Raw genomic sequence first — 24,304 nt, 5'->3', positions numbered from 1 at the left:
CAGTTTTCAATGTTCAAATATACCTAAAATGCATATCCGCTCTCTATCAAAAAATATTAGTTTAAGACTTGACTTTTAATAGTTAGTCTCTACTTTCGCACAAGTAATCTGTATTATTTATCCGCAAATGTTTATTTTGTAAAATACTACAGTTTTTATTTCGAAATAAAACAGTATCATAAAGATTAAAGCTCAACCATAATTCATCTTGAAATCATCTAATATTTTCTAGCTCTTATGTTGTTGAAACTGGCATTGTCATTATTATCGAAACTGGTTATTTCCATTAGTCCATTTCTGTATATAATAAGTATCAACGAATCGATATCGGTATTAAACATTTACAATAATTATTAGATTTAATAGAAACTATAATGAAACAATATCAATCAAAACTAGATATGTGCAGAAATATGCGCAGGAATGAGGAAAATCATGTCAGAAAATCGTTATGAATTAAATAAAGAGTTAGCCCAAATGTTAAAGGGTGGAGTAATCATGGATGTTACGAATGCAGAACAGGCAAGAATTGCAGAGGCGGCTGGTGCATGTGCAGTTATGGCACTAGAAAGAATCCCTGCAGATATCAGAGCAGTAGGCGGAGTTGCCCGCACAAGTGATCCTAAGATGATCAAAGAGATTCAGGCAGCTGTATCAATTCCTGTTATGGCAAAGGCCAGAATCGGGCATTTCGTAGAAGCCCAGATTCTTGAGGCAATTGAAATTGACTACATCGATGAAAGTGAAGTGTTATCACCTGCTGATGATGTCTACCATATTGATAAAACCAAGTTCAGCGTACCATTTGTATGTGGTGCAAAAGATCTTGGCGAAGCACTTCGAAGAATCAACGAAGGAGCTTCCATGATTCGTACAAAAGGTGAACCCGGTACTGGCGATGTCGTTCAAGCAGTTCGCCATCTTAGAAAGATGAACCGTCAAATCCGTGAATTGGTTAGTCTTCGCGAAGATGAATTATTTAACGCTGCCAAAGAGTTACAGGTTTCCTATGATCTTGTAAAATATGTTCACGAAAATGGCAAGCTTCCTGTTGTCAACTTTGCAGCCGGCGGCGTTGCAACTCCTGCTGATGCAGCACTTATGATGCAACTTGGAGCTGAAGGTGTATTTGTAGGGTCAGGTATTTTCAAGTCAGGTGATCCTGCGAGACGTGCAGCTGCTATCGTCAAAGCTGTTACGAACTTCAATGATCCTAAGATATTGGCTGAACTTTCAGAAGACCTTGGAGAAGCTATGGTTGGTATCAATGAACAGGAAATTGAATTATTGATGGCTGAAAGAGGCAAGTAAATGATAGACGCAATATTGGGACTTAATTTAGATATTGAATATAGATGTTTTGTGTAGCTATTGAATGTGATATCGGAAATTAATATAGTAATTTGAAAAATAAAGGAGGTGCTCTGCTATGAAAATAGGTGTACTCGCCGTTCAAGGCGCATTTATAGAACATGAGAAGAAATTAGAATCACTAGGCATTGATCACTTTGAAATACGCCAGAAGAAAGATTTATTGCAGGATTTTGATGGCCTAATACTTCCTGGCGGCGAAAGCACAGTTATGGGAAAGCTATTGAAAGACCTAGATTTATTTGATCTGTTGCACAAAAAGATTCAGAACGGGTTGCCCGTTCTTGGAACCTGCGCTGGCTTGATTTTGCTCGCATCTGATATCTCTAACGATATCTCCAACGATATCTGCAACCAAGGCCAACACAAATCAAGTGTTTTACAATTTGCAACGCTTCCAGTGAAGGTAAAGCGAAATGCCTATGGTAGACAGCTTGGTAGTTTTTCGACGATTGCTGATGTTAAGCACATTGGAAATATTCCTCTTCGATTCATCAGGGCACCATACATTGATTCCGTAAATGATGATGTCGAGATTCTTGCTAAAGTTGACGGTAATATTGTAGCAGTACAGTATCGAAATCAAATCGGGCTGGCATTTCACCCTGAACTCACTGAAGATTTATCGGTGCATCGGTATTTTGTATCATTGTGCTAGTATGAATTGGATTGTTGAATATTCTTGTAACTAAAAGGCCATCAAAATATACTAAGAATTGGGTAAAAAAATAGACGGATAAAAATGTTATGATGCATTTTTCTCCGTCTATTTTTATACTAGTCTCTAATCAAATTATCACATCTCAATCTCGCTAAATTCTATTCGAATTTCAAGCTTCTCGTCTTCATCTAAATCCGCACTTATATTTCCGCCCATTTTTTCCACCAATAGTTTTGTAATCGTCAAGCCTAGCCCCGTACTATGATTGGTTCTAGCTTCGTCTTTCATATAAAAACGATCAAACATATGGTAAACATCAATATCAGATAATTGTAAAGTATCATTTACGAATTTCACAACTACTTTATTCTTCTCAGCTTCAATTGATACCCATAGATTGTTTGTTGCATATTTCAAAACATTATTAATTAAATTAGTAAATATGCGTTCTAATGCATCTTCATCCCCTAAAACATTTACTTCTCTATTTCCTATATTAAGGTCTATGTTAATCCCTTTTTTATCAAATTCATTATAGCTATTTAACAAAAGTTCTGATAGCATTTTATGAATATTCACAGTTCTATTTTCAAAAGCGTATTCATCCGCTTCCAGTCTTGATAAATCATAGAATTTCCCAATCAAACGTTGCAATGATTTGGATTTGCGAATTACCACTTCTAAATAATCTCTTTCGTCATCGCTTAAGGCCTTTCGATCAATCAATTCAATATAACCTAAAATTGATGTAAGTGGTGTTCTCAAGTCATGACTTATATTTTCTATCTCTTTTCTGATTTCTATTTCTCTTCTTAGATACTGAATTCTTTCTTTTCTAGTGAATTGCAAATACTGATTAATTGACATCAAGAAACTTTCAAAATTCTTATCCGGGCAGCTAAACTTTAATATTCGATTCGCATCTGGATTCTGGAGCAATTCCTCTATTTCAACTTTTGCGTCTCTGATATTCTTTTTTATACAAAAGAAGCGTGTTGCAAAAAACACGCTTGGTATTAATAATAAAATTAATAATAATAGAATCCATTCCATAATAAATACCATCCTCTGAATTGTTACTTAATCTCTATTGTTCTATATTTTACTAATCTCTATTGACTCAATATCTGTTTTCCCAAATGTTACTTAATCTCTGTTTTTCTAAATGTAGTAATTCCTATGATGAAAAATACTATACTAAACCCGACACCTGAAATAATACTTTTCACAGCGCCTGAATATGTGCCCCACTCATATACATATCCTGTGTCAGTCATTTCTCCTGATGCTACCAAATTCCATGGTAACCATTTTGCGATATCTGCTAATAGATCAACTTTCATTCCAATCAATGCCAAAACCATAGGAACGATAACTATAATTGTACCCCAAATCCAGTAACCTGTCACTTCATTTTGTACTGCGAAGAACAGGGCCATTCCGAGTGTGATACATGAAATAAAAATCGGTAGATTGATCACTAATGACTTAATAAATAATATCAAATATTGTGAACCACTATTATCCAATAATAAATATGCACTTAAAGCATACATGAAAGCAACTACTGGCATTAAAATAAATGCAAACAATAATGTTACGATATATTTTCCTATGTACATCTGCGTCTTTGATATTCCAAATGAAACTATATTTTTGATTGTGTTATTCTTAAATTCACCTGCAAATACAACAGATGCGATTACTAAACATATCAGAATTAACATCTGGAGACTATCGGCTAACGTTCCCAATGAAAATTTTGTGGTTGCATATGGAAAAGTACTATCCGCCATTTTGAATCCATAAATCATAAGATTAAATAACACTACGAGTACACTAAACAAAATAAACATTACATAGGTACCTTTTGAAGTTCTAATTCTATACAATTCGCTTTTTATATAATTTAACATATTTCCTCCTAATTCCTGCGCTTCGTTATAGCTCTCAATCTTTAATTGAACGCTGATGCGCATATCATATTACATTACTTCCTATTTTCTATTGCATTGATTACTAATCCACATTTTCTATCAATTAATTACTCATTGACACTTTCAATCAAATTCATATAGTAATTCTCTAAATCAATCCGTTTTTCTTCCATGGACAATAACCCAATCCCATTTAATACGGCTAATGAACTATAGTCTTCCATTTTTTTGTTGATATCAAATATTCTAATATGATTTTCTGGCATCACTTTATAATTATCGCAGGAAAGTTTTGTTTCTAATAAAGCACAGTATTTCTTGGTATCAGTCACTGAAATATCTAAATAGGTATTACACTTTTCACTTAACTTTTCAGCAGTTATCTGCTCAATCAATATGCCTTTGTCCAAGAATCCATAAGTGGTTGCAATATTTGAAAGTTCTGTTAATATGTGGCTTGAAATTAATATGGTTATATTTTTTTCTCTATTTAACTTTAGTAATAGATTTCTAATTTCGATAATACCAGTTGGATCCAATCCATTTATCGGCTCATCTAATATAAGAAATTCAGGCTCCCCCATCAATGCTAATGCAAGGCCAAGTCTTTGCTTCATTCCTAATGACAATGTATCAAACTTTTTCTTCTTCGCATCAAGCAACCCAACTACCGTCAAAATATTGTCAACAGTATCTTTCCCCGGTATTCCTCTTTGAATTCTGTAATATTCCATATTCTTTTCCACTGTTAATTTCGGATAAAAACTTGGTGTCTCAATAATTGAACCCGTTCTTTTTCTAGCTTTATTCTTTTCTGATTCTTCGGTCTTTGATAAAATCGATAATTCTCCACTCGTAGGAAAACTCTGACCTGTAATCATCTTTAGAAATGTTGTTTTTCCAGCTCCATTATTACCCACAAGACCATAGATTTCTCCTTGCTTCACTGTAATATCAACATGGTCTAATGCACACACGCCACCATACTTTTTCGTTAGCTGTGATGCTCTTATAACTTCATAAGTATTCATAATCTCTCCATTCCACCGCCATCGCGTTACTTATTGAAATACAAATATAAATCAAATGCCTTCGCATTTGCATCTCGTTTACAATTATCATTCTACTATGAAAGGATTAATTAGTACTTAAGAAAGTTTAAAGAAAGGGTAAAGAATTGGTCGGACGTGAATATGAAATATAATCATGTATTTTGCCTGCCTTTCCTTCAAGCAGCATGTTTTTTTTCAAGCCTCAGGGATGATGAAAATGCTCACTGCGTTCGATTTTCATCTGAGTCTTTGCAACCGAAGCATAATGCTTCGGTTCGCGAGCGGCGTCAAATTGACATGCAAGCATGTCAATTTGACTTGTGCTTTCGCGGAAAACATTGGCGCTGCTTTCAGCCGGTCTAGGCAAAATGCATGATTATATTTCATATTCACTCGGCATTCTTTGGGGGCGAATAGGGGCAAAATCGTAAAAGCAAAAAACTAAAGCAAAACATAAAGGCATATATACTTTAGAAATTCAAGTATTTAGGAGGTGCTATGGCTATTTATAGTTTTGTCTCAGTCTAGTTTAAAGCCGATGCCCCAGACGGTTTTTATGTAGTCGGAGGGGGTTACTTCGGATATTTTTTTTCGGATGTTGCTTATATGTACATTTACGGTGTTGTCTTCGCCGTAGTATCCGCCTTGCCATACTTCTTCATATAGGGCTTCGCGGGAATAGACTTTTTGTGGGTTTTTTATTAATAGATATAGGAGATCAAATTCATGGGCGGTTAAAAATATTTCAGTTTCGTCAATGAGAACTTTTCTTGAATCCGCTGATAGTTTTAATTGTTTGTAGGTATACGCTTCCTTTTGGTCGGTAGCTTCTGTGTTATTTTTCTTTGTTCTTCTAAGAACAGCATTTACTCGTGCAATTACATCTTCTGCTTCAAATGGCTTTGTGATATAATCATCGGCTCCAAGATTTAAGACGTTCACTCGGTCTTTTAGGCCCACTTTGGCAGATAGCACAATGATTGGGATCCTTTTTTCACAGATTATTGGGATGAGTTGTTCTCCAGTAATTCCAGGAAGCATTAAATCTAAGAGGACCACATCATATTGATCCATCGATAACCTCAATTGCGCTTCTGTACCGGAAAATGCTTGGATTACATTAAAACCAACGTTTTCCAGTATCTTTTTAATCAATATATTGATATCTGTATCATCCTCAACTACTAAAATTTTAATCTGATCCATATGATTTTCTCCTCATCGTTATATTTTATTTAAATATCATTATTCTTCTCTAATACATCATACCTTCTAAAAAATATATATCCAACCACAATTGATATTGTTGCTACCCCTACATCCACAATCAATGATATGCCCAAATGCATACCTTTTTGATTGACGAATTCATTTCTATACATCATTAGATAATTCCCTATCATAAACCATTTCATATAAAATGCAGAAAATATATACATTGCGATAATAATCACATAACTTACGATTGGATTTAGATAAAATGCAAGTGTCATCTGAAGCATTGATATAGCAATCGAAGTGATAATTGGCAATACTATAATTGAAATCATAAGTCCACTACTATTTATAGTTCCCAATTCAACTTGAAAGACCGCCTTCATCAAATCTGCATTAAGCATATATTCTATACCACTACCTAATCCACCATGTGCCACATAAACAGCAATAATACCAATATATATTGCAGCATAAAATGTAATTACGGATAATATATTCCATATACATTTACTAAACCACCAGGATAATCTCGTATCAGACCGAACGAGTACACTTCTTCCATATCCATTAATATCCTTCTAATTACCAATTATAATAGCAAGTAGAATATTCAAAAGCAGAAAATCAACAGGTATCTCAAAAGGGTTATTTGAAGCAGGAATATACTCTTTCATCCCCTTAAAAAAATAGATTAATATATCAAAAATTGTCACTTCCCCTACTACTTTACCATTCGCAATATATTTTTCAACTCTGACATAATAGTTTTGTGTAAATATCAACGATATAATCAAAACAACTATGTATTTTAAATATTCACTTATGATCCCTTGCTTGATATCTGCTCTAACCATTCTATAAAAACGTTTCATCGTAATTTCAAAAGTCCTTTCAGCATATTGATATAAACTCAAGTATTACCCAAATAAGCAAAACTGAAATTTATAGCTAATCATTTAATGTATTCAATATTCTTAAGGCAAATTATACCATAGTTATTCTGTTAATCCTATAAACGATTTCCACTCCCTCGCATCCTTAGTCAATGAAACCTATTATAAATACACCATATAGGTCACCAAAAACATACCAAAAAAATAAGCAACATGAGAAATCGAGTAATTTTCTCATGTTGCTTATTTTTAAGTAGTATCTAAAACCACCTTGCTTTTTCACCAAACTCCATACCATCTAAAACCACCCGGATTTCTCCCAACCGCCTATGCCTTGTAAAATCACCCAGATTTTTCATAACCGCCAAATGCCCTGTAAAACCACTCAGGTTTATCCATAAACGTACCCGTGAATATGGATTTGCAATGATTCATTTTGGCGTCGACCGGCTGAAAGCAGTGCTCATATTCTGTCAAGACTCAGATGAAAACCGAACGTAAGTGAGGCTTTTCATCATCCCTGAGGCTTGTAAAGAATATACTGCTTGAAGGAAAGGCAGCCAAAATGAATCATTTCAAATCCATATTCACTCGACACCCCCCATAGTAAACCCCCTTCCTTTTACAAAAATTCCTTATCGATGATTGCGAGCACTTCATCAACCTTCACCAATTCTTCCAACAACTGCTCTTCTGTAATAATCAATGGTGGACAAATAAACACCATATTTTCATGTGTATAGGTCATAAACTGTCTTTGTTTTAATAGCCCTAAAATCTTGCCCATAATACCTTCTGGATCTTTTCCATAAGGAACCAAAGCTTCCTTTGTCGTTTTATCCTTAACCAATTCAATTGCTGAAAATAAACCGATTGCTCTCACATCGCCAACACAAGCATATTTATCTCTAAATTCCTCTAGTCTACTTTTTAGAACTGCTCCAACTTTGTTAACATTTTCAAGAATATTAGCCTTTTCATAGAAATTAACACAAGCAACTCCAGCTGCACAACCTAGTGGATGACCACTATATGTTAAGCCGCATGACAGGAAATTATCATCGAAGTATTCTGCTATTTTTTTGCTAATAACACAGCCGCCAAGTGGAACATAACCGCAAGTAACACCTTTTGCAAATGATACGATATCTGGCTTCACATCAAAATTCTCAAATCCAAACATTTTACCCGTTCTACCAAAGCCTGTCATAACTTCATCACAAATCATCATAATTCCAAAATCATCACAAATCTTTCTTACTCCTGGCATATAGTTCTTTGGTGGAATAATGATACCATTTGAACCTGTGATTGTTTCCATAACAATGGCTGCAACACTATCTGATCCTTCATATATTATCTGCTCTCTTAATTTTGCTACATAATAATCTCCTGCAGCTTCTTCAGATTCAAATTTGATTGGTTCACGATATATGTATGGGTCAAAGAATTTTACAAATCCTGGTATGCCTGGCTCTAACGCATATCTTCTTGGTTCGCCAGTAAGGTTACCTGCACCAAATGAAGAACCATGGTAGCTTCTGTAACGACTAAATACTTTATTTCTTCCAGTATACATTCTTGCCATTTTGATTGCATTTTCATTGGCATCTGCGCCTGCATTTGTAAAGAAAACTTTTCCCATGTTATCTGGCATTAAGTCGATAAGCATCTTTGCAAGTGTTGCTCTTGATTCAGCGCCGTAGCTAGGACCAACAAAACAATATTGATCAACTTGTTTTTTGATAGCATCTGCAATATCCTTATTACCAAATCCAACATTAAGATTGACAAGCTGTGAGGACATATCTGAATATCTAGTTCCTTCATAATCCCAGAAATAGATTCCCTCCGCTTTTTCAACTGAAATTGGATTGATCCCTTTTTGTTTGCTCCATGATTGCATATTGTACTGTACTGATGTGCTTTTGATTTCTTCACCTGTCATAATTATATCTCCTTTCAAATTTGAGTAAAATGAAAACAAGTCGGCTATAACGATAGCATTACTATTTGCTTTGCATCTTGCTATGAATAAATAAAAAGGCCACTTCGATTAGGAAAGTAGCCCCTTTGCTATTATTTTGACTTGTTTTGTTTTTGCATATGCTAATTATATCACTGATAATATTGATTACAATTTTCATTAGACTAATACTTTTTGTGCGATTGCACAAAGAGATTTATTTCCACAATTTTTCATAAATCAATTTGATATCTTCTATCGTTACTGGCTTTCTAGTATTTAAAGGACTGCCACTATCGTATGCATCCTTAGACATTTTATATATCACATTGAAGAACTCTGCTTTATCAATTCCGTACCCTTCTAACGTAGGGACTTCGCATACACGACATATTTCTTGAATTGCATTTAAAAATTCTTTTGCTGCATTTTCGTTTGAATAATCTAAATTAGCAACACCAATTGCTCTCCCTAATTGGGCAAATTTTTCATAAGCGCCATCTAGTGCAAATGAAAGACATTCCCCTAACAGCATTGCATTTGAAATACCATGTGGCACATGAAAAATTGCTCCGATAGGGCGGCTCATTCCATGGACAATTGTAACTGAAGAATTATTAAAACTGATGCCTGCCTCTAGGGCAGCGATTGACATCTCTTCTCTAGCTTTCACATTTGATCCATCCTTATATGCAATTGGTAGATATTGAAAAATTCGTTTCACTGCAGAGAGTGCATACAAATCTGAGATTGAAAATGCTTTCTTTGATGTAAATGATTCCACTGCATGTGTCAGTGCATCAAGCCCAGTTGCAGCCGTAACATTTGGTGGTGTTAACATTGTAAATACAGGATCAACGATTGCAACCGTAGGAAGTAAAGGCGTACCTTTTAAAAGCATTTTAATATTTTTTTCTGTATCTGAAATAATTGTGAATTGTGTTACTTCTGAGCCTGTACCTGATGTTGATGGGATTGCAACAAGTGGTGGTATTGCCTTTGTAATAAATTTTCCATTATAATCTGAAATCTTACCTTCACTGACTGCCATCACGCCGATTGCCTTCGCTGCATCAATTGGACTTCCACCACCAAACCCAATGATGAAATCGCACATTTCAGTCTTATATAGTTCAACGCCTTCATTAATCATAATATCTGTTGGTTCACCAGTAATATTTGAACACACAAATGAATCTACATCATTCTTTTTCAGTAGCTGGGTTAAAACTTCAACATTACCCTGCTTTATCATTGATTTTCCAGTTACAATAAATGCTTTTTTTCCTAAACTACAAAGTGTTCCTTCTGCTTCCAATAAAGCATTTTCTCCTAAAAATATTGTTCCTGGTGTTGTGATTTTGTTTGCCATGATTTTTTACCTCTATTCTATTATTCTATTTTGTATATTTAATTGCTATGTTCAATTGCCTCTATTCCATTGCCTCTATTCTATTGAATGTATTCTATTGACTATATTCTATTGCCTATATTCTATTGCCTATATTCTATTGCCTGTATTCTATTGCCTATATTCTATTGACCGTATTTTGTTGACTATATTCAATTGCCTATCTAATATTTAGTGTAAACAATTTTTCCATCTATAATTGTCATCAATACCTCAACTTCCATCAGCTTATCTGGATGTATAGCAGTGATATCTTCTGATAGCATCACAAGATCAGCCAATTTCCCTACTTCTATGCTTCCTTTCTTATCTTCCTCAAAAGAGGCATAAGCGCCATTATATGTAAACATTCTTATTACATCCAATATGTCAACTTTTTGAGCTAGACCACATCCCTGTTTTGTCTCAATATCCATTCTATTTACAGCGCCATATATGCTATACATTGGATTCAAAGTAGTGGCTAGGCAATCAGAACCAATCGCAGCGATTATTCCCTCTTCTAAATAAGATTTCAAAGGGAACATGTAGTCAACACGTTCTCCGTAAAATCTATTGTAATCACTTCCATTTAGACTAATAGCGGAAGGGGTCGCAACTGGTATAATTCCTAATTTCTTAATTCGCTTTATTAAATCCGGGTTATTCAACCCACAATATTCGATTCTATGGCGATGGTTAACTCTTGGATACTTTGTTAAAGCCTTTTCATATGCATTTACCATAAGTTCTACAGCCTTATCACCAACTGCATGCGCCGTCATCTGATATCCTAACTTATGAACCTTCATAACCATCTCATCTGCTTCATCCTGCTGCCAAATTTCAAGTCCATTTAAATGGTTGTCATGAGAATATGGTTTAATTGCAGCACTTGACGGTACACTTGCGCTACCATCAGTCATTATTTTTATTGGCCCCAATTTAAACTTATCATCTCCCATATTTGTATAAATACCAGTGTTCAAAAAATGATTAATATATTCTTTTCCTGACTCTTTTCCATTCAAATCAGATACCATAGGCCTTACTCGTACATCAATCAAGTTTTCTTCACAAGCTTTTTGCAAAAGACTCATCGCCTTCATTCCATAGCTTCCGGAATCATGAACAGATGTGATTCCATATTTCACCATAATGCTATTTGCATTTTGCATTCCATTTAATAATTCTTCATCTGTAAACTGTAAATATAAACCTGCTGAAGTAACACCATTATCACATAGACCATACATTGCAAAATGAATATAGGAATCGATGAATCCAGGTATGATTGATTTTCCCCTTACATCAACTAATTTTGTAAATTTACCTCGATACAACATCGCTTTCTCTGTTGTACCCACAAATATAATTTTATTACCTAAAATGCCTACTGCTTCTTTTATAGAATCCTTCTCATCAACTGTAATAACCTTTGCATTTATAAAAATTATGTCACAAAAATACTCTTTTACCATTTTGATTACCCCCTACTCCCGGTAATTTATTTATCACCTAATTTGCATGATCTAAAATGTCATATTTCGTCTGAACTTGCTTCGTCTGACGACGAACATTCTTTTAAATTATAAAAGCGAAGAGGCTTTTAAGATAAGCCTCTTCGCTTTATAGTTAATTGCTTATTTCGATATCTCAAATATAACAATTATTTTTATTATCTTCAAGAATAATTTGCATAACGATTTTTGTGCGTTTGCACTATAGAAATATTTTCTGACTAAACTATGTCTTTAAGTTATGTCTTTAAGTTATATCTTTAAGTTATGTCTTTAAAAAAACTTAAAGTTAATATTTAAATTATATCTTTAATATACAAACATAGCTTAAATCCGAGCTTTACATCAAGTTCTGTCAAATCAAGGCCTGTAATTTTTTGTACTTTATTTAACTGATAGTTTACAGTGTTCCTATGTACAAACATTTTTTCTGCAACGCTTTGTACACTTCCATTGTTGTCTAAATATGTCTTAACAAATTCCATGAAATTCGTATTATTTTCAATATCATAGTTTTCTAATGGCTTTAAGACATCATTATAATATTGATTCAAGATAAAATAATCACTTGATTCCAATAGTACCTTATATATTCCTAATTTATCATAGTACATTACTTTTTCATTCTTTTTTATACATAATGCGAGTGTTTTATATGCCCTTCGAAAGCTTTTTGCGATAGAATCAACGCCCGTCTCAGTTGAACTTACTCCAATTCTAAAATCCCCTTGTCCTATCAGATACTGCCGTGTTAGTTCGTCTATAAAACTATTGATTCCTTCAATAGAATACTCAGACAAAACAACTAGCCTGTTTTTATCATAAGTAAATGTAACAGACAAATCACCAATTCTATTCGCAATCTTTTCAACATAAAATTTCAAGTTAGGATCTACTGATGCATTTTGTCCTTCTAGAACATTATATATTGCAATTACCGTATAATTTCCATTTTCATGAAAGCCTTTTCTTTCCAGTGAGGGAATATAGGAGGAGCTATCTTTTGCTTCGAAGATAATATCCTTAAAAACGCTGACAATATTTTCTTCTACTTGCTCACTTTGAACGATTTTCCTGCAAAAATCACGCGTTATATCAACCAGTTTTGTCTCCCACGGAACCGAAAATATTGGTATCTTATTTAGGTCACAAAATTGTAAAGCGATTGTCGGAATTGTTTTTATATATCTTCCAATATTGATAACAACTCCACAAGCGCCATTTTGGTGCATCTTTTGAATAAAATCAAGAATCCATTCATCACTGTCACAGTTAATACCCGTTGTAAATACTAACTCACTTCCATGAAGAAAATTACCCACGTCATTATCTTCTATGATATGAACCCATTGCACAATATTCTTAATTCCGCTTTCTCCACCCTCTAATTTCATTTTATATAAATAGCCAGCTTGTTTACTTATTTTCTCTAATGTAATCGCCATAATTTCTCCAATCTGCCATACAGTAATTATTAACTAATCACAAAGAGGCTTGAGTTACACCTTTATTTTCTCTTCAATTATACAATATTAAATTTCCTTGTCAATAAAACACTAGAAAACACATTGCACAAGTACCATATACACAACAGTACCCACAGAAATGCTGATTAGCACGTTTCTTTTCCACAAATGTAGAACAACTATGCACATAGTTGCTATTAATTCTGGAATTCCGAAGGGTGCGGTCACAACTGACACACCTTTGAAACAATACACAACTAGCAATCCAATCATAGCTGTTGGCAAAACGTTTCCAAGATACATTACAAATTTCGGTGTTTTTTTATTCTCGGGAAACAACACAAATGGTAAAAATCGTGTAACGATAGTTCCAAGTGCAATTGCTAAAATCATTATAAATGTTTGTAAAGGAGTTAAAAACATAGTTAATCAGCGCTCCCTTCATTTACAATTTCATCATTTGTTTCTGTATCACCATTAGATTCTATTTCATCTGCAGTTTCTATTCCATCAGCAGTTTCTATTCCATCAGCAGTTTCTATTTCATCAGCAGTTTCGATTTCATCTGCAGTTTCTATTCCATTATCAGTTTCAACACAATCTTCATATTTATGTTTAACGCAAAACAACATACATACAATAATCACCATCGCTGGTATTATAAAATTACGCTGTCCAAATATCATCAAGCTCACCAATGTAGCTACCACGCCAATTGCGCCCGACAGCCAGTTCGCCTTTTTCGTCAATTGTTCCACAAACAACACCACAAATAGTGCTGTAAGAACAAAATCCAGTCCTTTTGTATTGAATGTTATAAAGTTTCCAAGTATTCCACCAATTATTGAGCTTACCACCCAATACATGTAATCTAGAAAGGATATTGCAAAGAAAAAGTATCTTCGATTAATACCCAGAGGCGCCTCCAATGTGTAAGCGACTGCAAATGTCTCATCCGTCAACATAAATATTAGAAAGCTCTTAATTTTGCCCATTCCCTTATACTTGGACTGCATTGATAATCCATAAAACATATGTCTTGCATTTACCATAAATGACAATATACAAGCTTGGATTGGATTAAATGCAGTCGTTAAGAGCGTAATTGCAACATACTGCATGCTTCCCCCAAATGCAATTGCACTCATAAGTCCTGCCCATATGAAATTATATCCCTTTGACTGCATCAAAAATCCATATGCCACGCCAAGGAAAAAATATCCAGTCAATACAGGAATCGTATGTGGAAATGCTACTTTAAATGCTTGTACTAATTCTGGTCTTCTTTTGTTCATAAAACACTACCTCTTATTATATATTTCTATCCTTCATTTTAAAATAAACTTATTTGCTCATAAGAATTCGCACCCTTATATGCTTCAATAATATCTTCCATCTTATACAGCAACCCTAGCCTTTTGCATTCACTTACATACATTTCATATAACTCTTTTGCATTATCTGATGTACAAGTATAACTAACGCCATATTTTTCAATATACTTCTTCTTCATACCAGGAAAATGCTCATCTAACTTCTGATAATAGTAATCCCTCTGATTTTCACGAAGTGTAACGCCAAACATCGCATACACAAATTTAGCTCCTGCTTCTGCAGCCTTATTTATAATTGTTTTTATATTTTCTTCTGTATTATTAATATATGGTAAGATTGGCATTAATAGCACGCCAGTAAATATGCCATTTGATGCAAGTTCACGAATTGCCTCAAAGCGTTTTGAACTTACACATACATTGGGCTCAATTATTTTACACAATTCATCATCAGCCGTTGTGATTGTCAATTTTACGATACACGAATTATGCTCCGCGATCTTTTTTAATATATCTATATCTCTTTTTACAAGACTGCTTTTCGTATCAATTGAAGTACCAAACCCATACTGTGCCAGCAGTTTCAATGAATCCCTTGTAATCTCGTATTGCTTTTCAAATGGATTATATGTATCAGACATAGCTCCAATGCCTACTACACCTGTATTTCTCTTTGATCTTAGATCTTGCTCCAAAATATTGATACAATTTTCTTTCAATCGAACGCTATCAAAATTATCAATATGGTAGCAATCACTTCTGCTGTCACAATAAATACAACCATGACAACACCCTTTGTAAAGGTTCATATTATAGTCAGTTCCAAACCATTTGTCGCCATTATTTTTTTTTTGCATAATACTCTTGGCTTGAATTGCATTAATCATATTAAATACCCTTTTCTACTTGAATTCTTATGTCTGAATCGTTATATCTGAATCGTTATATCTTAATTATTATATCTGAATTGTTGCCACTGAATCACTTGAATCACTTGAATCACTTGAATCACTTGAATCACTTGAATGCGTTATAAAACTCCTTAAGTTCACACTTCTTCTCCACATCCAAATCGTGCCACCGAATTCCCTGAATTGCACCTTCCAATGCACACAATCTATTTATGCATGCCGAACTGTCAATACCCCTAATCTTAAGCCAAGCCTGCTTGCTCCCAGCAGCTCTCAGTTCTTCAACCGTACTAATTCCAACCTCATTCAGTTGCTCTTCAACAACCTTCCCAATATTTATCAACTCCGCCAATTCCCCCATCCTAACTCCTCCCCATTCTTATTCTTGATTTATTTTTTTCTATCTTTTTTAATATTTTCCTTTTTCACTTTTCCGCTTTTCCGCTTTTCCGCTTTTCCGCTTTTCCGCTTTTCCGCCTTTTCCGCCTTTTCCGCCTTTTCCGCCTTTTCCGCCTTTTCCGCCTTTTCCGCCTTTTCCGCCTTTTCCGCCTTTTCCGCCTTTTCGCCTTTTCGCCAACGCCAACGCCCAGGAAATGCTTATATATGTCCTCAAACTGTCCGCATCTTGCCGTTACAGCCATAGGAGATTGTCTGCAAGCGGTTGACACTTCAGTGTCAAACCGAGTGCAGACAATCTCCTATGGCTGTAGAGGCAAAAGCGAACATGAGGACATATATAAGCATTTCCGTCCGTTTTCCCGTCCGTTCCCCCATCCGTTTAAAGCGAATCCACGAACTTAATAACGTTTTCCTTCTTCACAACTTCCTTACCAATCTCAGCAGCATATCCCAAATCCGCAATTCCCCATACAATATGGTTACTTGGAATACCGTAGCTATCTAACAATTCTCTAACTTCTTCTACATCACATATTGTTCTTAACTGGTTAATCCAGCAAGAAGCGATTCCAAGTGAATGTGCCATAAGAAACATATTTTCCATTGCACAGGATGCATCAGCCAAGCCATTTACATTCTCTGGATCATTCGATACAAGAATAATTACATTAGGTGCATAGAAATCGTAATTTTCAGCTCTATTGGCAGCTTTCCCTACAACTTTTTCCAGTTTCGCAATGTTTGCTTGCTTACGTATCACAGTAAACTGCCAACTCTGGCGATTCATTCCACTTGGTGCGCTTATTCCTGCTTTTAAGATTAGATCTAAATTATCCTTACTAATTTCCTGATCTGTAAATGACCTGCAGCTTCTTCGAGATATAATGTTTTCATATATTAGGTTCATTTTTAAATATGCCTCCGTTAATTTATGTATTTATATTATACAACAATTACATGTGATTTTCCAAGGCAATATTTATAAAATTATAGATTCTCTTTCACACACTGCTACCAATCTATTTCTAATATTCTTTTTTTGCAACAATTGATTTTGATATTTGGTAAGATAATGCAAGAGATACTGCGGCAATCAGTGGACATATGATATAAAGATGGTAGCTTATAAAACCAACAACTGGGCTTACTAAAATCTGGTGCAAATCAATATTTATATTCCACTTTGCCAAAGTTGCAATTAAACATGTTGGAACTAATATGACTACAAATATCATAATTCTTGCTTTCTCTATACCTTTTTTATAAATAATAGGAAACATAATTGAAATTAATAATACTCCAATGCTTATAACTGCCACCAATATTGAAAGTATCTCAAGAAATTCCTCTTCTGGTTTTTTTACAAATAAGCTGATTGGAATCAATATTGCTAACATAACTCCATTTACAATTAACACTTCCACATAACGAGAAAGCACCATTTTTTCATATGATACCGGTAGGATTCTAGCATATTTATCCCACTGGCCTTTTTCGTCATAACTAAATATAGGAAGTATAAGCCCAATATTTGCGAACAATGCAACAAATGATAAAAATCCTATATTATTGTCTAAAATCGAAAAACCTATATAAAAAATTGACATCAACACAACTATTTTAAATTGCCTTTTTATCGTATAAACATCTTTAATCATAAGACCTAACATACTTTATTCCCCCTTATCATAAATAACATTATATCTTCTAAAGTAGCTTTATCAATTGTAAAATTTCTGCCCATTTTATTACGTTTTACCAATGCTTCAACCCCGAATTGATTCTCACGAACTCGTTCAATTGCATCTTTGGGAACATTCTCTAATTCCTTTTTCGAGCATTTTAGTAATCCGAACTGTTCCATCAGCAAATCTTTTTCCTTCGAAAGTATAATCTGTCCTTCATGAATAAATGTAATATAATCACATACCTTTTCCAAGTCACTCACGATATGTGAGGAAAGCAGTATTGAATTTTCTTCATTTTGTATGAACTCCATAAATACATCAAGAATCTGTTCTCTCACTATTGGATCAAGACCACTTGTTGCCTCATCCAAAACTAAAAGTTTGGCCTTATGTGACAATGCAACCGCAATTGCGAGTTTCATCTTCATTCCTCTTGAAAAATCTTTCATTTTCTTCTTATGGGGAAGCGCAAATCTTTTTAAATAGTCATCAAATAAATTACTATCCCAATTTTTATAAATATACTGAAATGAAGTTTTTAAATTATCAACGGTTATATCATCCGGAAAACAACCCTCATCAAATACAACGCCTATATCCTCCCTAACATTTGCATTTTGTGCACTATCTCCTAAAACATTTACAGTTCCAGTTTCCTGCTTAACCAAATCAAGGATTATCTTAATCGTAGTCGACTTGCCAGCTCCATTTTCTCCGATAAATCCCATAATACAGCCTTTCGGTAAATTAAAGCTTACATTTTCTAACGAAAACCCATCATAATGTTTACTGATTTTATCAACAACAATACTATTTTTAACTAAACTACTATTTTTCATAAAACTCCCTTCTTGCCACAAATCGGCACTTCACATCTTTATTCTTCATATATTAATTTTAACATTACGACTAACTCTTCTTCAGAAATTTTTGCTACTTTCGCAAGGTCACATGCATGAATCAAATGTTCTTCAATACGTTTTAAATGTTCTTCTCTTAAAATTTGCGGATTTTTGTCGGCCACAAAACTGCCTTTACCCGTTACTGTCTCAATAAACCCTTCTCTTTCAAGTTCCTCATAAGCTCTTTTGGTTGTAATTACGCTTATTCGTAGTTCCTTCGCCAAAAGTCTCATTGACGGCAGTACATCTCCAGTCGTCATTTCTCCGGAAATAATAATATTCTTAACTTGATCTGTGATTTGCTCATAAATCGGTTTGTTACTTGAATTACTAATTATAATATTCACAGGATGGCCTCTCCTTTATATTGTATATATGCTGCATACATTGTGTATATACTATATATACAATATTCTTTTACGTATGTCAAGTAATAAAAAAAAGCGCATTAAAAATGCGACCAACAAAACGTGGTCGCATCATCTTATAAATTTTAATTATTTGTCTTTTAAACTTATTACTTAACCAACTTTTTGTTTTTTGATATAAGTACTAAACCCAATGTTGATGCTGTACATAATATTACCATTAAAGCAAGTGGAAAATCATCACCTGTCTTAGGGTTGGTAGAAGCAGTTACTACCTGGGTAGTTGCAGCTTCTGTAACAGCCTCTGTTGCAGCTTCTGTTGCAGCTTCTGTTGCAGCTTCTGTTGCAGCTTCTGTAACAGCTTCTGTTGTAGGTTCAACTGCAGCTACAATTGCTGTGAAACGTGCATATAAAGTTGTTTCTCCAATTGTTCCCTTAGCGATAGTTGTGATTTTATTTCCACCTGTTGCAGAATCATACCAACCATTAAAGTCATAACCAGCCTTTGATATATCCTTTAAAGTGATTGCGTCTTTTACGGTATAAGTATTTACATTACTCGTATTATTTGCTTCGCCCATATTCTCATACTTGATATTATAAACAATTGTATTAATAGTAATATCCTTATCTGTATATATACTTCCGTCTTTATCAGTGAGGATTGCATTATTTGAAAGTGCATATCCAGCTGGAATAATATTTGTTTGAAAATATGTATTACTAACAGGTGATACCTCTGCTCCATTAATAACCATAATTCCAGCTAAAACGCCATGAAATTCTCCACCAGTAATTTTAACTACAGGAGTTTTATCTCCATTACCCTCATTCCAAAGACCTATTAACAATGCTCTGCCCTGTACTGAATCCGTAGCAATTGTGAATTTTCCACCAGAAATATTTGCAACAGTATCTCCTTCAATTACAGAATTTCTTGTCGCATTAAATGTTCCGCCAGTTATATTTAAAGTTGATACACCAAATTTCCCTGAAGAATAGATAGGAAAGTCAGCATTGATTGTTCCTACGTTAATTTGAACCTTTCCATAATTACAATATATACCATAACCATTAGCTGTTGGGAACTTATTTGTCAATTCTATGGTACCACCATCCATAATAAATGTTCCACCTGCAACAAAAACAATTCCATAATATACATTACTTGATGTAAACTTTCCTGCACCAACTGAATCAACTAATTTCAAAGTTGCCAATTCATCGATCTGAGCTGCTGCATAATCCTTACCATCTGGTAAGTCAACAATGTGTCCTGCTAAATCCAAAGTAATATTACCCTTTGTAAAATCTAGACAATTAGTAAGTATTACATCTTTGGTTACTTGAATTGTACCTGTACCATCACCAATCGCTAATATTGCCTCTTCAATCGTTGCATATGAGGTTCCATTATAATTGCAGACATTCAATGTAGAATTAACCTCTGCTGCATTTCCATTCATAGATGTAAATAAAACAATAACGAATGCCGACATAATTGTTGCACACAATGTCATTATTTTTTTAACTTTTCTATTCATTCTTTCTCCTCTGTTTTTGAATATTATTCCCTAAGGTTAAAATATATTATTTATCTTAACTAGGAATCCAAACAAATTTGAACTAAATTTGTTTGCAAAACATCCTCTCAATCAACAAATTGTTAAATATTTCACTATTTAGCATACTCTTTATTTCCATAAATTTAAATTTTATCTATTTTGAATTTAATTTTACTCTTCAAGTTGTTTTTCTGTATTATAATTGTCCCCCCATAAAGTTACGAATTTGTAATTTCATTTGCATAGAGTTATAATGGAAAATGCACTGCAATACATAAACTTTGCAAGCATATGGAGAAAACTATAATGAAGAACAATTATAAGATATTAACGGATGATAATTCAAGGAAAATTTCAATTATTTTTAAGAGCCTGCTTGTGGGTGTAGCGGCGGGCTCAGTTGCGGTCCTATATAGGCTAACACTAACTTACGCTGAATCTTTTGCTTTTATGATGTATGGATTTTTGAGAAATAATCTCTTATTTATACCACTCATACTGGCGTCCCTTTGTATAATGGGCTACTTTGTTGGATTTCTAATTTCTAAGGATAAAATGATTTCAGGAAGTGGAATACCTCAGTTAGAGGGCATATTGAAAGGCCATTTCAGAAAAAGGAAACACTGGTTGCATACCTTGTGCCTCAAATTTCTGGGTGGTGCTATAGCGATAGCCGGCGGACTATCTCTTGGTAGAGAAGGTCCATCCATCCAGATTGGCGCCTGCGTAGCCGAGGGAATTGGAAACAAGATAGGTACAAGCCGACTGGAGCGAAAAATACTTATGGCAAGCGGAGCAAGCGCTGGACTAGCTGCAGCTTTCAACGCTCCTCTGGCTGGAGTTATATTTGCATTAGAAGAGATTTTTAAATATTTTTCACCAGTAATCTTACTGTCCATAATGTCGGCAGCTGTAGCGGCAGACTTCGTTTCCAAGCAAGTGTTTGGAATAGCTCCGATTTTTAACTTTCAGGTCACCGAAGCAATTCCTTTAAATAGTTACTGGCTACTTATAATTTTAGGAATATGTCTAGGAGGATTGGGTGCGTTCTACAATTACGCATTGTTAAGCGTACAAAAACTTTACACAAAAGTTAAGTTCTTAAATACGCGTACCAAAGTCATAGTTCCTTTTGTATTGGCCGGGATTTTAGGACTCACCTTTCCGATTGTTTTGGGCGGTGGGCACCGAATAATAGAGGAACTAACCCCTGAAAATGGTATATGGTTCCTGATAATCATTTTCATCATCAAATTTATCTTTTCCGTAGTAAGTTTTGGTTCAGGCACCCCAGGTGGAATATTCTTTCCACTACTTGTACTAGGCGCAGCAATAGGGGCTATATTTGCCGAAATATCTATTAATTATCTTGGTTTCGACCAAAAATTATTTTATAATTTCGTTATCCTTGCGATGGCAGGATATTTTACCGCTATCGTTAGAGCGCCAATAACAGGAATCGTGCTTATAATAGAAATGACCGGCTCATTTAACCATATGCTACCGCTGACTGTTGTTGCAGTGACGGCTTATGTCGTAGCTGACTTACTAAAGAGCCCGCCAGTATACGAAGCACTTCTAGACAATTTGCTTGCAAAGGAACAACTAGGAGAAGAAAAAGAGAGCAACAAAAAAATAACGGTAGAAATTATCGTACAGCACGGTTCTCATTTTGAAAACCTTCAGGTGAAAATGATAAAGTGGCCTCAGAAATGCCTCCTAGTTGGAGTTAAAAGAGGAGACAGAGAGATAATTCCAAAAGGAGATACAGAAATAAAGGTAGGGGATTATCTTGTTATTTTAGCTGACATTAACAGTGAGAGTAAGATTAGGGAAATAATTAATGAAATGAATGAAATGAATAAAGAGATTTAAAGGAATTATACTTTCGCATATGATAACGAAAATGCCCCCTATCAAATTGACAGGGGCATTTCAATGTTATATAACTTATTGTAATTTTATGTATATGTACTTGTTTGTATATGTACTTACTTCACCCAAAAAGATGTAACCGGTCCAAATGTGCTAAAATCCTTACCCTTCAAACTGCAGTAACAAAGTTCTCCTTGCGCAGACATGAAATATATATTATTTTTGTATATTAACGACTGCGATGTATCATTACCAGACGCAAGCTCCTGGAGTTTTATCTCAGCTGCAGCCAGGCTATTTCTGTAATACTGAACCCCGTCTGCAATATACGTTAGTCCAACAGAATTCCTAACAAGATTCAATGATTCGGATGAAACTCCGCTTCTTATTGCTGTTTTATTCCCTCTATTTACAGAAACTAATTGACCAACTTTAGTGACATATACAAGTGTTGAAGTATCTGGATAATAACATTTATCTTCTGTACTGCTCATATTGTCTAAGCTAGTCATTTCTGTAACACTATCATTTTTGATTGTACCATAACTTATATTACTCATACTAATGCAATACACGTCTCCATGACTTTTCTCATATATTATTTCCACCCCTGAAAGTGTGGAATCAAACAAGTATGTTGTCGCTTCGCTACTCACCTCATAATAGTAGAATTCTCCACTTTGTGAATATATAAATGCTTCACTTTTACCTGAATCTTTTACAATCGCGGTTGAATTACTATACAGATTATCCATTTCATTAGAAACTCCATATATATCATTGATATTTTTTGCAACAAGCGTTTTGTCTGTTAACTTTGCAAAATTAATTGTATATAACGCATTAGAACTATCTAGATAAACTAATGTACTATTCTTCAAATACAAATACTGGCTTCTAATATTTTTTTCTATCAGTGAAAGCACCCCTTTTTCAGAGCTCTTATCAATTGAAGCTGCGGCATCATATTCATATAATCCAATATTACTTACCGCACCTGCGTATAAGTAGGTGATATCTGTAAATAATACCCTACCACTATCAGAAATGTACTTTACTTCCTTCTCATTCGTTCCTTCGATAATCTTCTTAACCCCACCGTCGCTCCAAACATATAGCGTATATGTACTAACATTATCATATACTTCAGCTACAAAATAATCACCCTTTTGGCTCGCATATGAAAAAATAATTGTTTTATCGCTAATTTCTGATGGTAGTTTTTCTTCATAAAAAGACTCTCCGTCCAAGGAAAATATAACATCACTTACATTACTAATCAGCTTATTTTCCAATGAGCCACCTGTACATATTCTTCCATCCGTACCAACAATATAAAGCGTCATATTAAATCTTTTAATGAGCCCATAAACACCTGTACCAGCTATTATGATTATAATTATTGTTATTAAAAATATTGATGCCTTTAGCCAATACTTTTTTAAAAGTGCCTTTGCTACTATTTTATTGGTACTATTTTTCTTTTTCTTATTACTTTTTTTGTTATGATGTTTTTTTATCGTTTTATTAACGATACTTTTTAATTTTTTTATCTCATCATTAACCTTTGGAAGCTCTAAAAATTCAGATTCTATTTCCTTATCAGCGTTGAACTTGTGAATATCTAATGGGTCCTTCTTTACCTTTATGCCTAATATCTTCCCATTTTCTTCATACTCTTTCTTTCTGCGCAAATAATCATTATCATTGATAATGACCTTGGCTCCCTTGCACTGTGGACAAGAAACGCCATCATATTCGTTACCACATTTTGGACATTTCATCCCA

24 protein-coding genes are annotated in these 24,304 nt (G+C 34.3%); 3 read left to right on the top strand and 21 right to left on the bottom strand.

Annotation, left to right across the window (positions count from 1 at the left end; all coding sequences use genetic code 11):
• Window positions 1-435 precede the first annotated feature (435 nt).
• Both pdxS and pdxT read left to right on the top strand, forming a co-directional pair.
• Window positions 436-1,311, top strand: coding sequence for a pyridoxal 5'-phosphate synthase lyase subunit PdxS (gene pdxS, locus BMY18_RS17540; RefSeq protein ID WP_092456764.1), 876 nt, complete (start codon window positions 436-438; stop codon window positions 1,309-1,311).
• 118 nt (window positions 1,312-1,429) lie between these two features.
• A complete protein-coding gene (gene pdxT, locus BMY18_RS17535) occupies window positions 1,430-2,029 on the top strand; it encodes a pyridoxal 5'-phosphate synthase glutaminase subunit PdxT (protein ID WP_092456761.1) in 600 nt (199 codons plus the stop codon).
• 138 nt (window positions 2,030-2,167) lie between these two features.
• On the opposite strand, the gene BMY18_RS17530 is transcribed toward pdxT, so the two are convergent.
• From BMY18_RS17530 to BMY18_RS17435, 20 genes are all read right to left on the bottom strand, one after another.
• Window positions 2,168-3,085, bottom strand: coding sequence for a sensor histidine kinase (locus BMY18_RS17530; RefSeq protein ID WP_170841472.1), 918 nt, complete (start codon window positions 3,083-3,085; stop codon window positions 2,168-2,170).
• 89 nt (window positions 3,086-3,174) lie between these two features.
• The gene (locus BMY18_RS17525) at window positions 3,175-3,948 is read right to left on the bottom strand and encodes an ABC transporter permease (RefSeq protein WP_170841471.1); all 774 of its coding nucleotides are present in this window, start codon (window positions 3,946-3,948) and stop codon (window positions 3,175-3,177) included.
• 128 nt (window positions 3,949-4,076) lie between these two features.
• Complete coding sequence (locus tag BMY18_RS17520) at window positions 4,077-5,000, bottom strand: ABC transporter ATP-binding protein (protein ID WP_092456751.1); 924 nt, start codon at window positions 4,998-5,000, stop codon at window positions 4,077-4,079.
• A gap of 540 nt (window positions 5,001-5,540) precedes the next feature.
• The gene (locus BMY18_RS17515; RefSeq protein WP_092456748.1) at window positions 5,541-6,227 is read right to left on the bottom strand and encodes a response regulator transcription factor; all 687 of its coding nucleotides are present in this window, start codon (window positions 6,225-6,227) and stop codon (window positions 5,541-5,543) included.
• Window positions 6,228-6,256: 29 nt separating this feature from the next.
• Window positions 6,257-6,676 (bottom strand): hypothetical protein, encoded by a 420-nt coding sequence (locus tag BMY18_RS17510; RefSeq protein WP_139197326.1) that lies wholly within the window; start codon window positions 6,674-6,676, stop codon window positions 6,257-6,259.
• A gap of 141 nt (window positions 6,677-6,817) precedes the next feature.
• Window positions 6,818-7,111 carry a hypothetical protein gene (locus BMY18_RS17505; RefSeq protein WP_139197324.1) on the bottom strand — a complete coding sequence of 98 codons (294 nt, stop codon included), beginning with the start codon at window positions 7,109-7,111 and terminating at the stop codon, window positions 6,818-6,820.
• Window positions 7,112-7,754: 643 nt separating this feature from the next.
• A complete protein-coding gene (locus BMY18_RS17500) occupies window positions 7,755-9,080 on the bottom strand; it encodes an aminotransferase class III-fold pyridoxal phosphate-dependent enzyme (RefSeq protein ID WP_092456740.1) in 1,326 nt (441 codons plus the stop codon).
• A 235-nt stretch (window positions 9,081-9,315) separates the two neighbouring features.
• Window positions 9,316-10,470 (bottom strand): iron-containing alcohol dehydrogenase, encoded by a 1,155-nt coding sequence (locus BMY18_RS17495; protein WP_092456737.1) that lies wholly within the window; start codon window positions 10,468-10,470, stop codon window positions 9,316-9,318.
• Between the two features lie 203 nt (window positions 10,471-10,673).
• Window positions 10,674-11,969, bottom strand: a complete 1,296-nt coding sequence (locus BMY18_RS17490; protein ID WP_092456734.1) for an amidohydrolase — start codon at window positions 11,967-11,969, stop codon at window positions 10,674-10,676.
• 335 nt (window positions 11,970-12,304) lie between these two features.
• Complete coding sequence (locus BMY18_RS17485) at window positions 12,305-13,453, bottom strand: PucR family transcriptional regulator (RefSeq protein ID WP_092456731.1); 1,149 nt, start codon at window positions 13,451-13,453, stop codon at window positions 12,305-12,307.
• A gap of 111 nt (window positions 13,454-13,564) precedes the next feature.
• Window positions 13,565-13,897, bottom strand: coding sequence for a branched-chain amino acid transporter permease (locus tag BMY18_RS17480; protein WP_092456728.1), 333 nt, complete (start codon window positions 13,895-13,897; stop codon window positions 13,565-13,567).
• Window positions 13,898-13,899: 2 nt separating this feature from the next.
• Window positions 13,900-14,769, bottom strand: coding sequence for an AzlC family ABC transporter permease (locus BMY18_RS17475; protein WP_092456726.1), 870 nt, complete (start codon window positions 14,767-14,769; stop codon window positions 13,900-13,902).
• 38 nt (window positions 14,770-14,807) lie between these two features.
• Entirely contained in the window at window positions 14,808-15,695 is an 888-nt protein-coding gene (locus tag BMY18_RS17470) for an SPL family radical SAM protein (RefSeq protein WP_092456723.1), read from the bottom strand.
• A gap of 130 nt (window positions 15,696-15,825) precedes the next feature.
• Complete coding sequence (locus BMY18_RS17465; protein WP_092456721.1) at window positions 15,826-16,080, bottom strand: TfoX/Sxy family protein; 255 nt, start codon at window positions 16,078-16,080, stop codon at window positions 15,826-15,828.
• Between the two features lie 48 nt (window positions 16,081-16,128).
• On the bottom strand, window positions 16,129-16,332 hold the full coding sequence (locus tag BMY18_RS17460) for a hypothetical protein (protein WP_092456718.1): 204 nt from the start codon (window positions 16,330-16,332) through the stop codon (window positions 16,129-16,131).
• 165 nt (window positions 16,333-16,497) lie between these two features.
• Window positions 16,498-17,025, bottom strand: coding sequence for a nitroreductase family protein (locus BMY18_RS17455; RefSeq protein WP_092456715.1), 528 nt, complete (start codon window positions 17,023-17,025; stop codon window positions 16,498-16,500).
• Between the two features lie 118 nt (window positions 17,026-17,143).
• Window positions 17,144-17,788 (bottom strand): ABC-2 transporter permease, encoded by a 645-nt coding sequence (locus tag BMY18_RS17450; protein ID WP_092456712.1) that lies wholly within the window; start codon window positions 17,786-17,788, stop codon window positions 17,144-17,146.
• Window positions 17,782-18,645 carry an ABC transporter ATP-binding protein gene (locus BMY18_RS17445; protein WP_092456709.1) on the bottom strand — a complete coding sequence of 288 codons (864 nt, stop codon included), beginning with the start codon at window positions 18,643-18,645 and terminating at the stop codon, window positions 17,782-17,784. Before BMY18_RS17445 ends, BMY18_RS17450 begins: the two co-directional genes overlap by 7 nt.
• A gap of 38 nt (window positions 18,646-18,683) precedes the next feature.
• Window positions 18,684-19,055, bottom strand: a complete 372-nt coding sequence (locus tag BMY18_RS17440; protein ID WP_092456706.1) for a GntR family transcriptional regulator — start codon at window positions 19,053-19,055, stop codon at window positions 18,684-18,686.
• A gap of 170 nt (window positions 19,056-19,225) precedes the next feature.
• Window positions 19,226-20,620, bottom strand: coding sequence for an InlB B-repeat-containing protein (locus tag BMY18_RS17435; protein ID WP_092456703.1), 1,395 nt, complete (start codon window positions 20,618-20,620; stop codon window positions 19,226-19,228).
• A 327-nt stretch (window positions 20,621-20,947) separates the two neighbouring features.
• On the opposite strand from BMY18_RS17435, the gene BMY18_RS17430 reads away from it, so the two are divergent.
• Complete coding sequence (locus tag BMY18_RS17430; protein ID WP_092456700.1) at window positions 20,948-22,516, top strand: ClC family H(+)/Cl(-) exchange transporter; 1,569 nt, start codon at window positions 20,948-20,950, stop codon at window positions 22,514-22,516.
• A 116-nt stretch (window positions 22,517-22,632) separates the two neighbouring features.
• On the opposite strand, the gene BMY18_RS17425 is transcribed toward BMY18_RS17430, so the two are convergent.
• The gene (locus tag BMY18_RS17425) at window positions 22,633-24,300 is read right to left on the bottom strand and encodes a hypothetical protein (RefSeq protein ID WP_092456697.1); all 1,668 of its coding nucleotides are present in this window, start codon (window positions 24,298-24,300) and stop codon (window positions 22,633-22,635) included.
• Between the last annotated feature and the right edge of the window lie 4 nt (window positions 24,301-24,304).

Source organism: [Clostridium] fimetarium, assembly GCF_900111235.1.
In the GTDB taxonomy this organism is placed as follows: domain Bacteria; phylum Bacillota; class Clostridia; order Lachnospirales; family Lachnospiraceae; genus Clostridium_N; species Clostridium_N fimetarium.
This window is presented reverse-complemented; position numbering and strand designations above follow the sequence as displayed.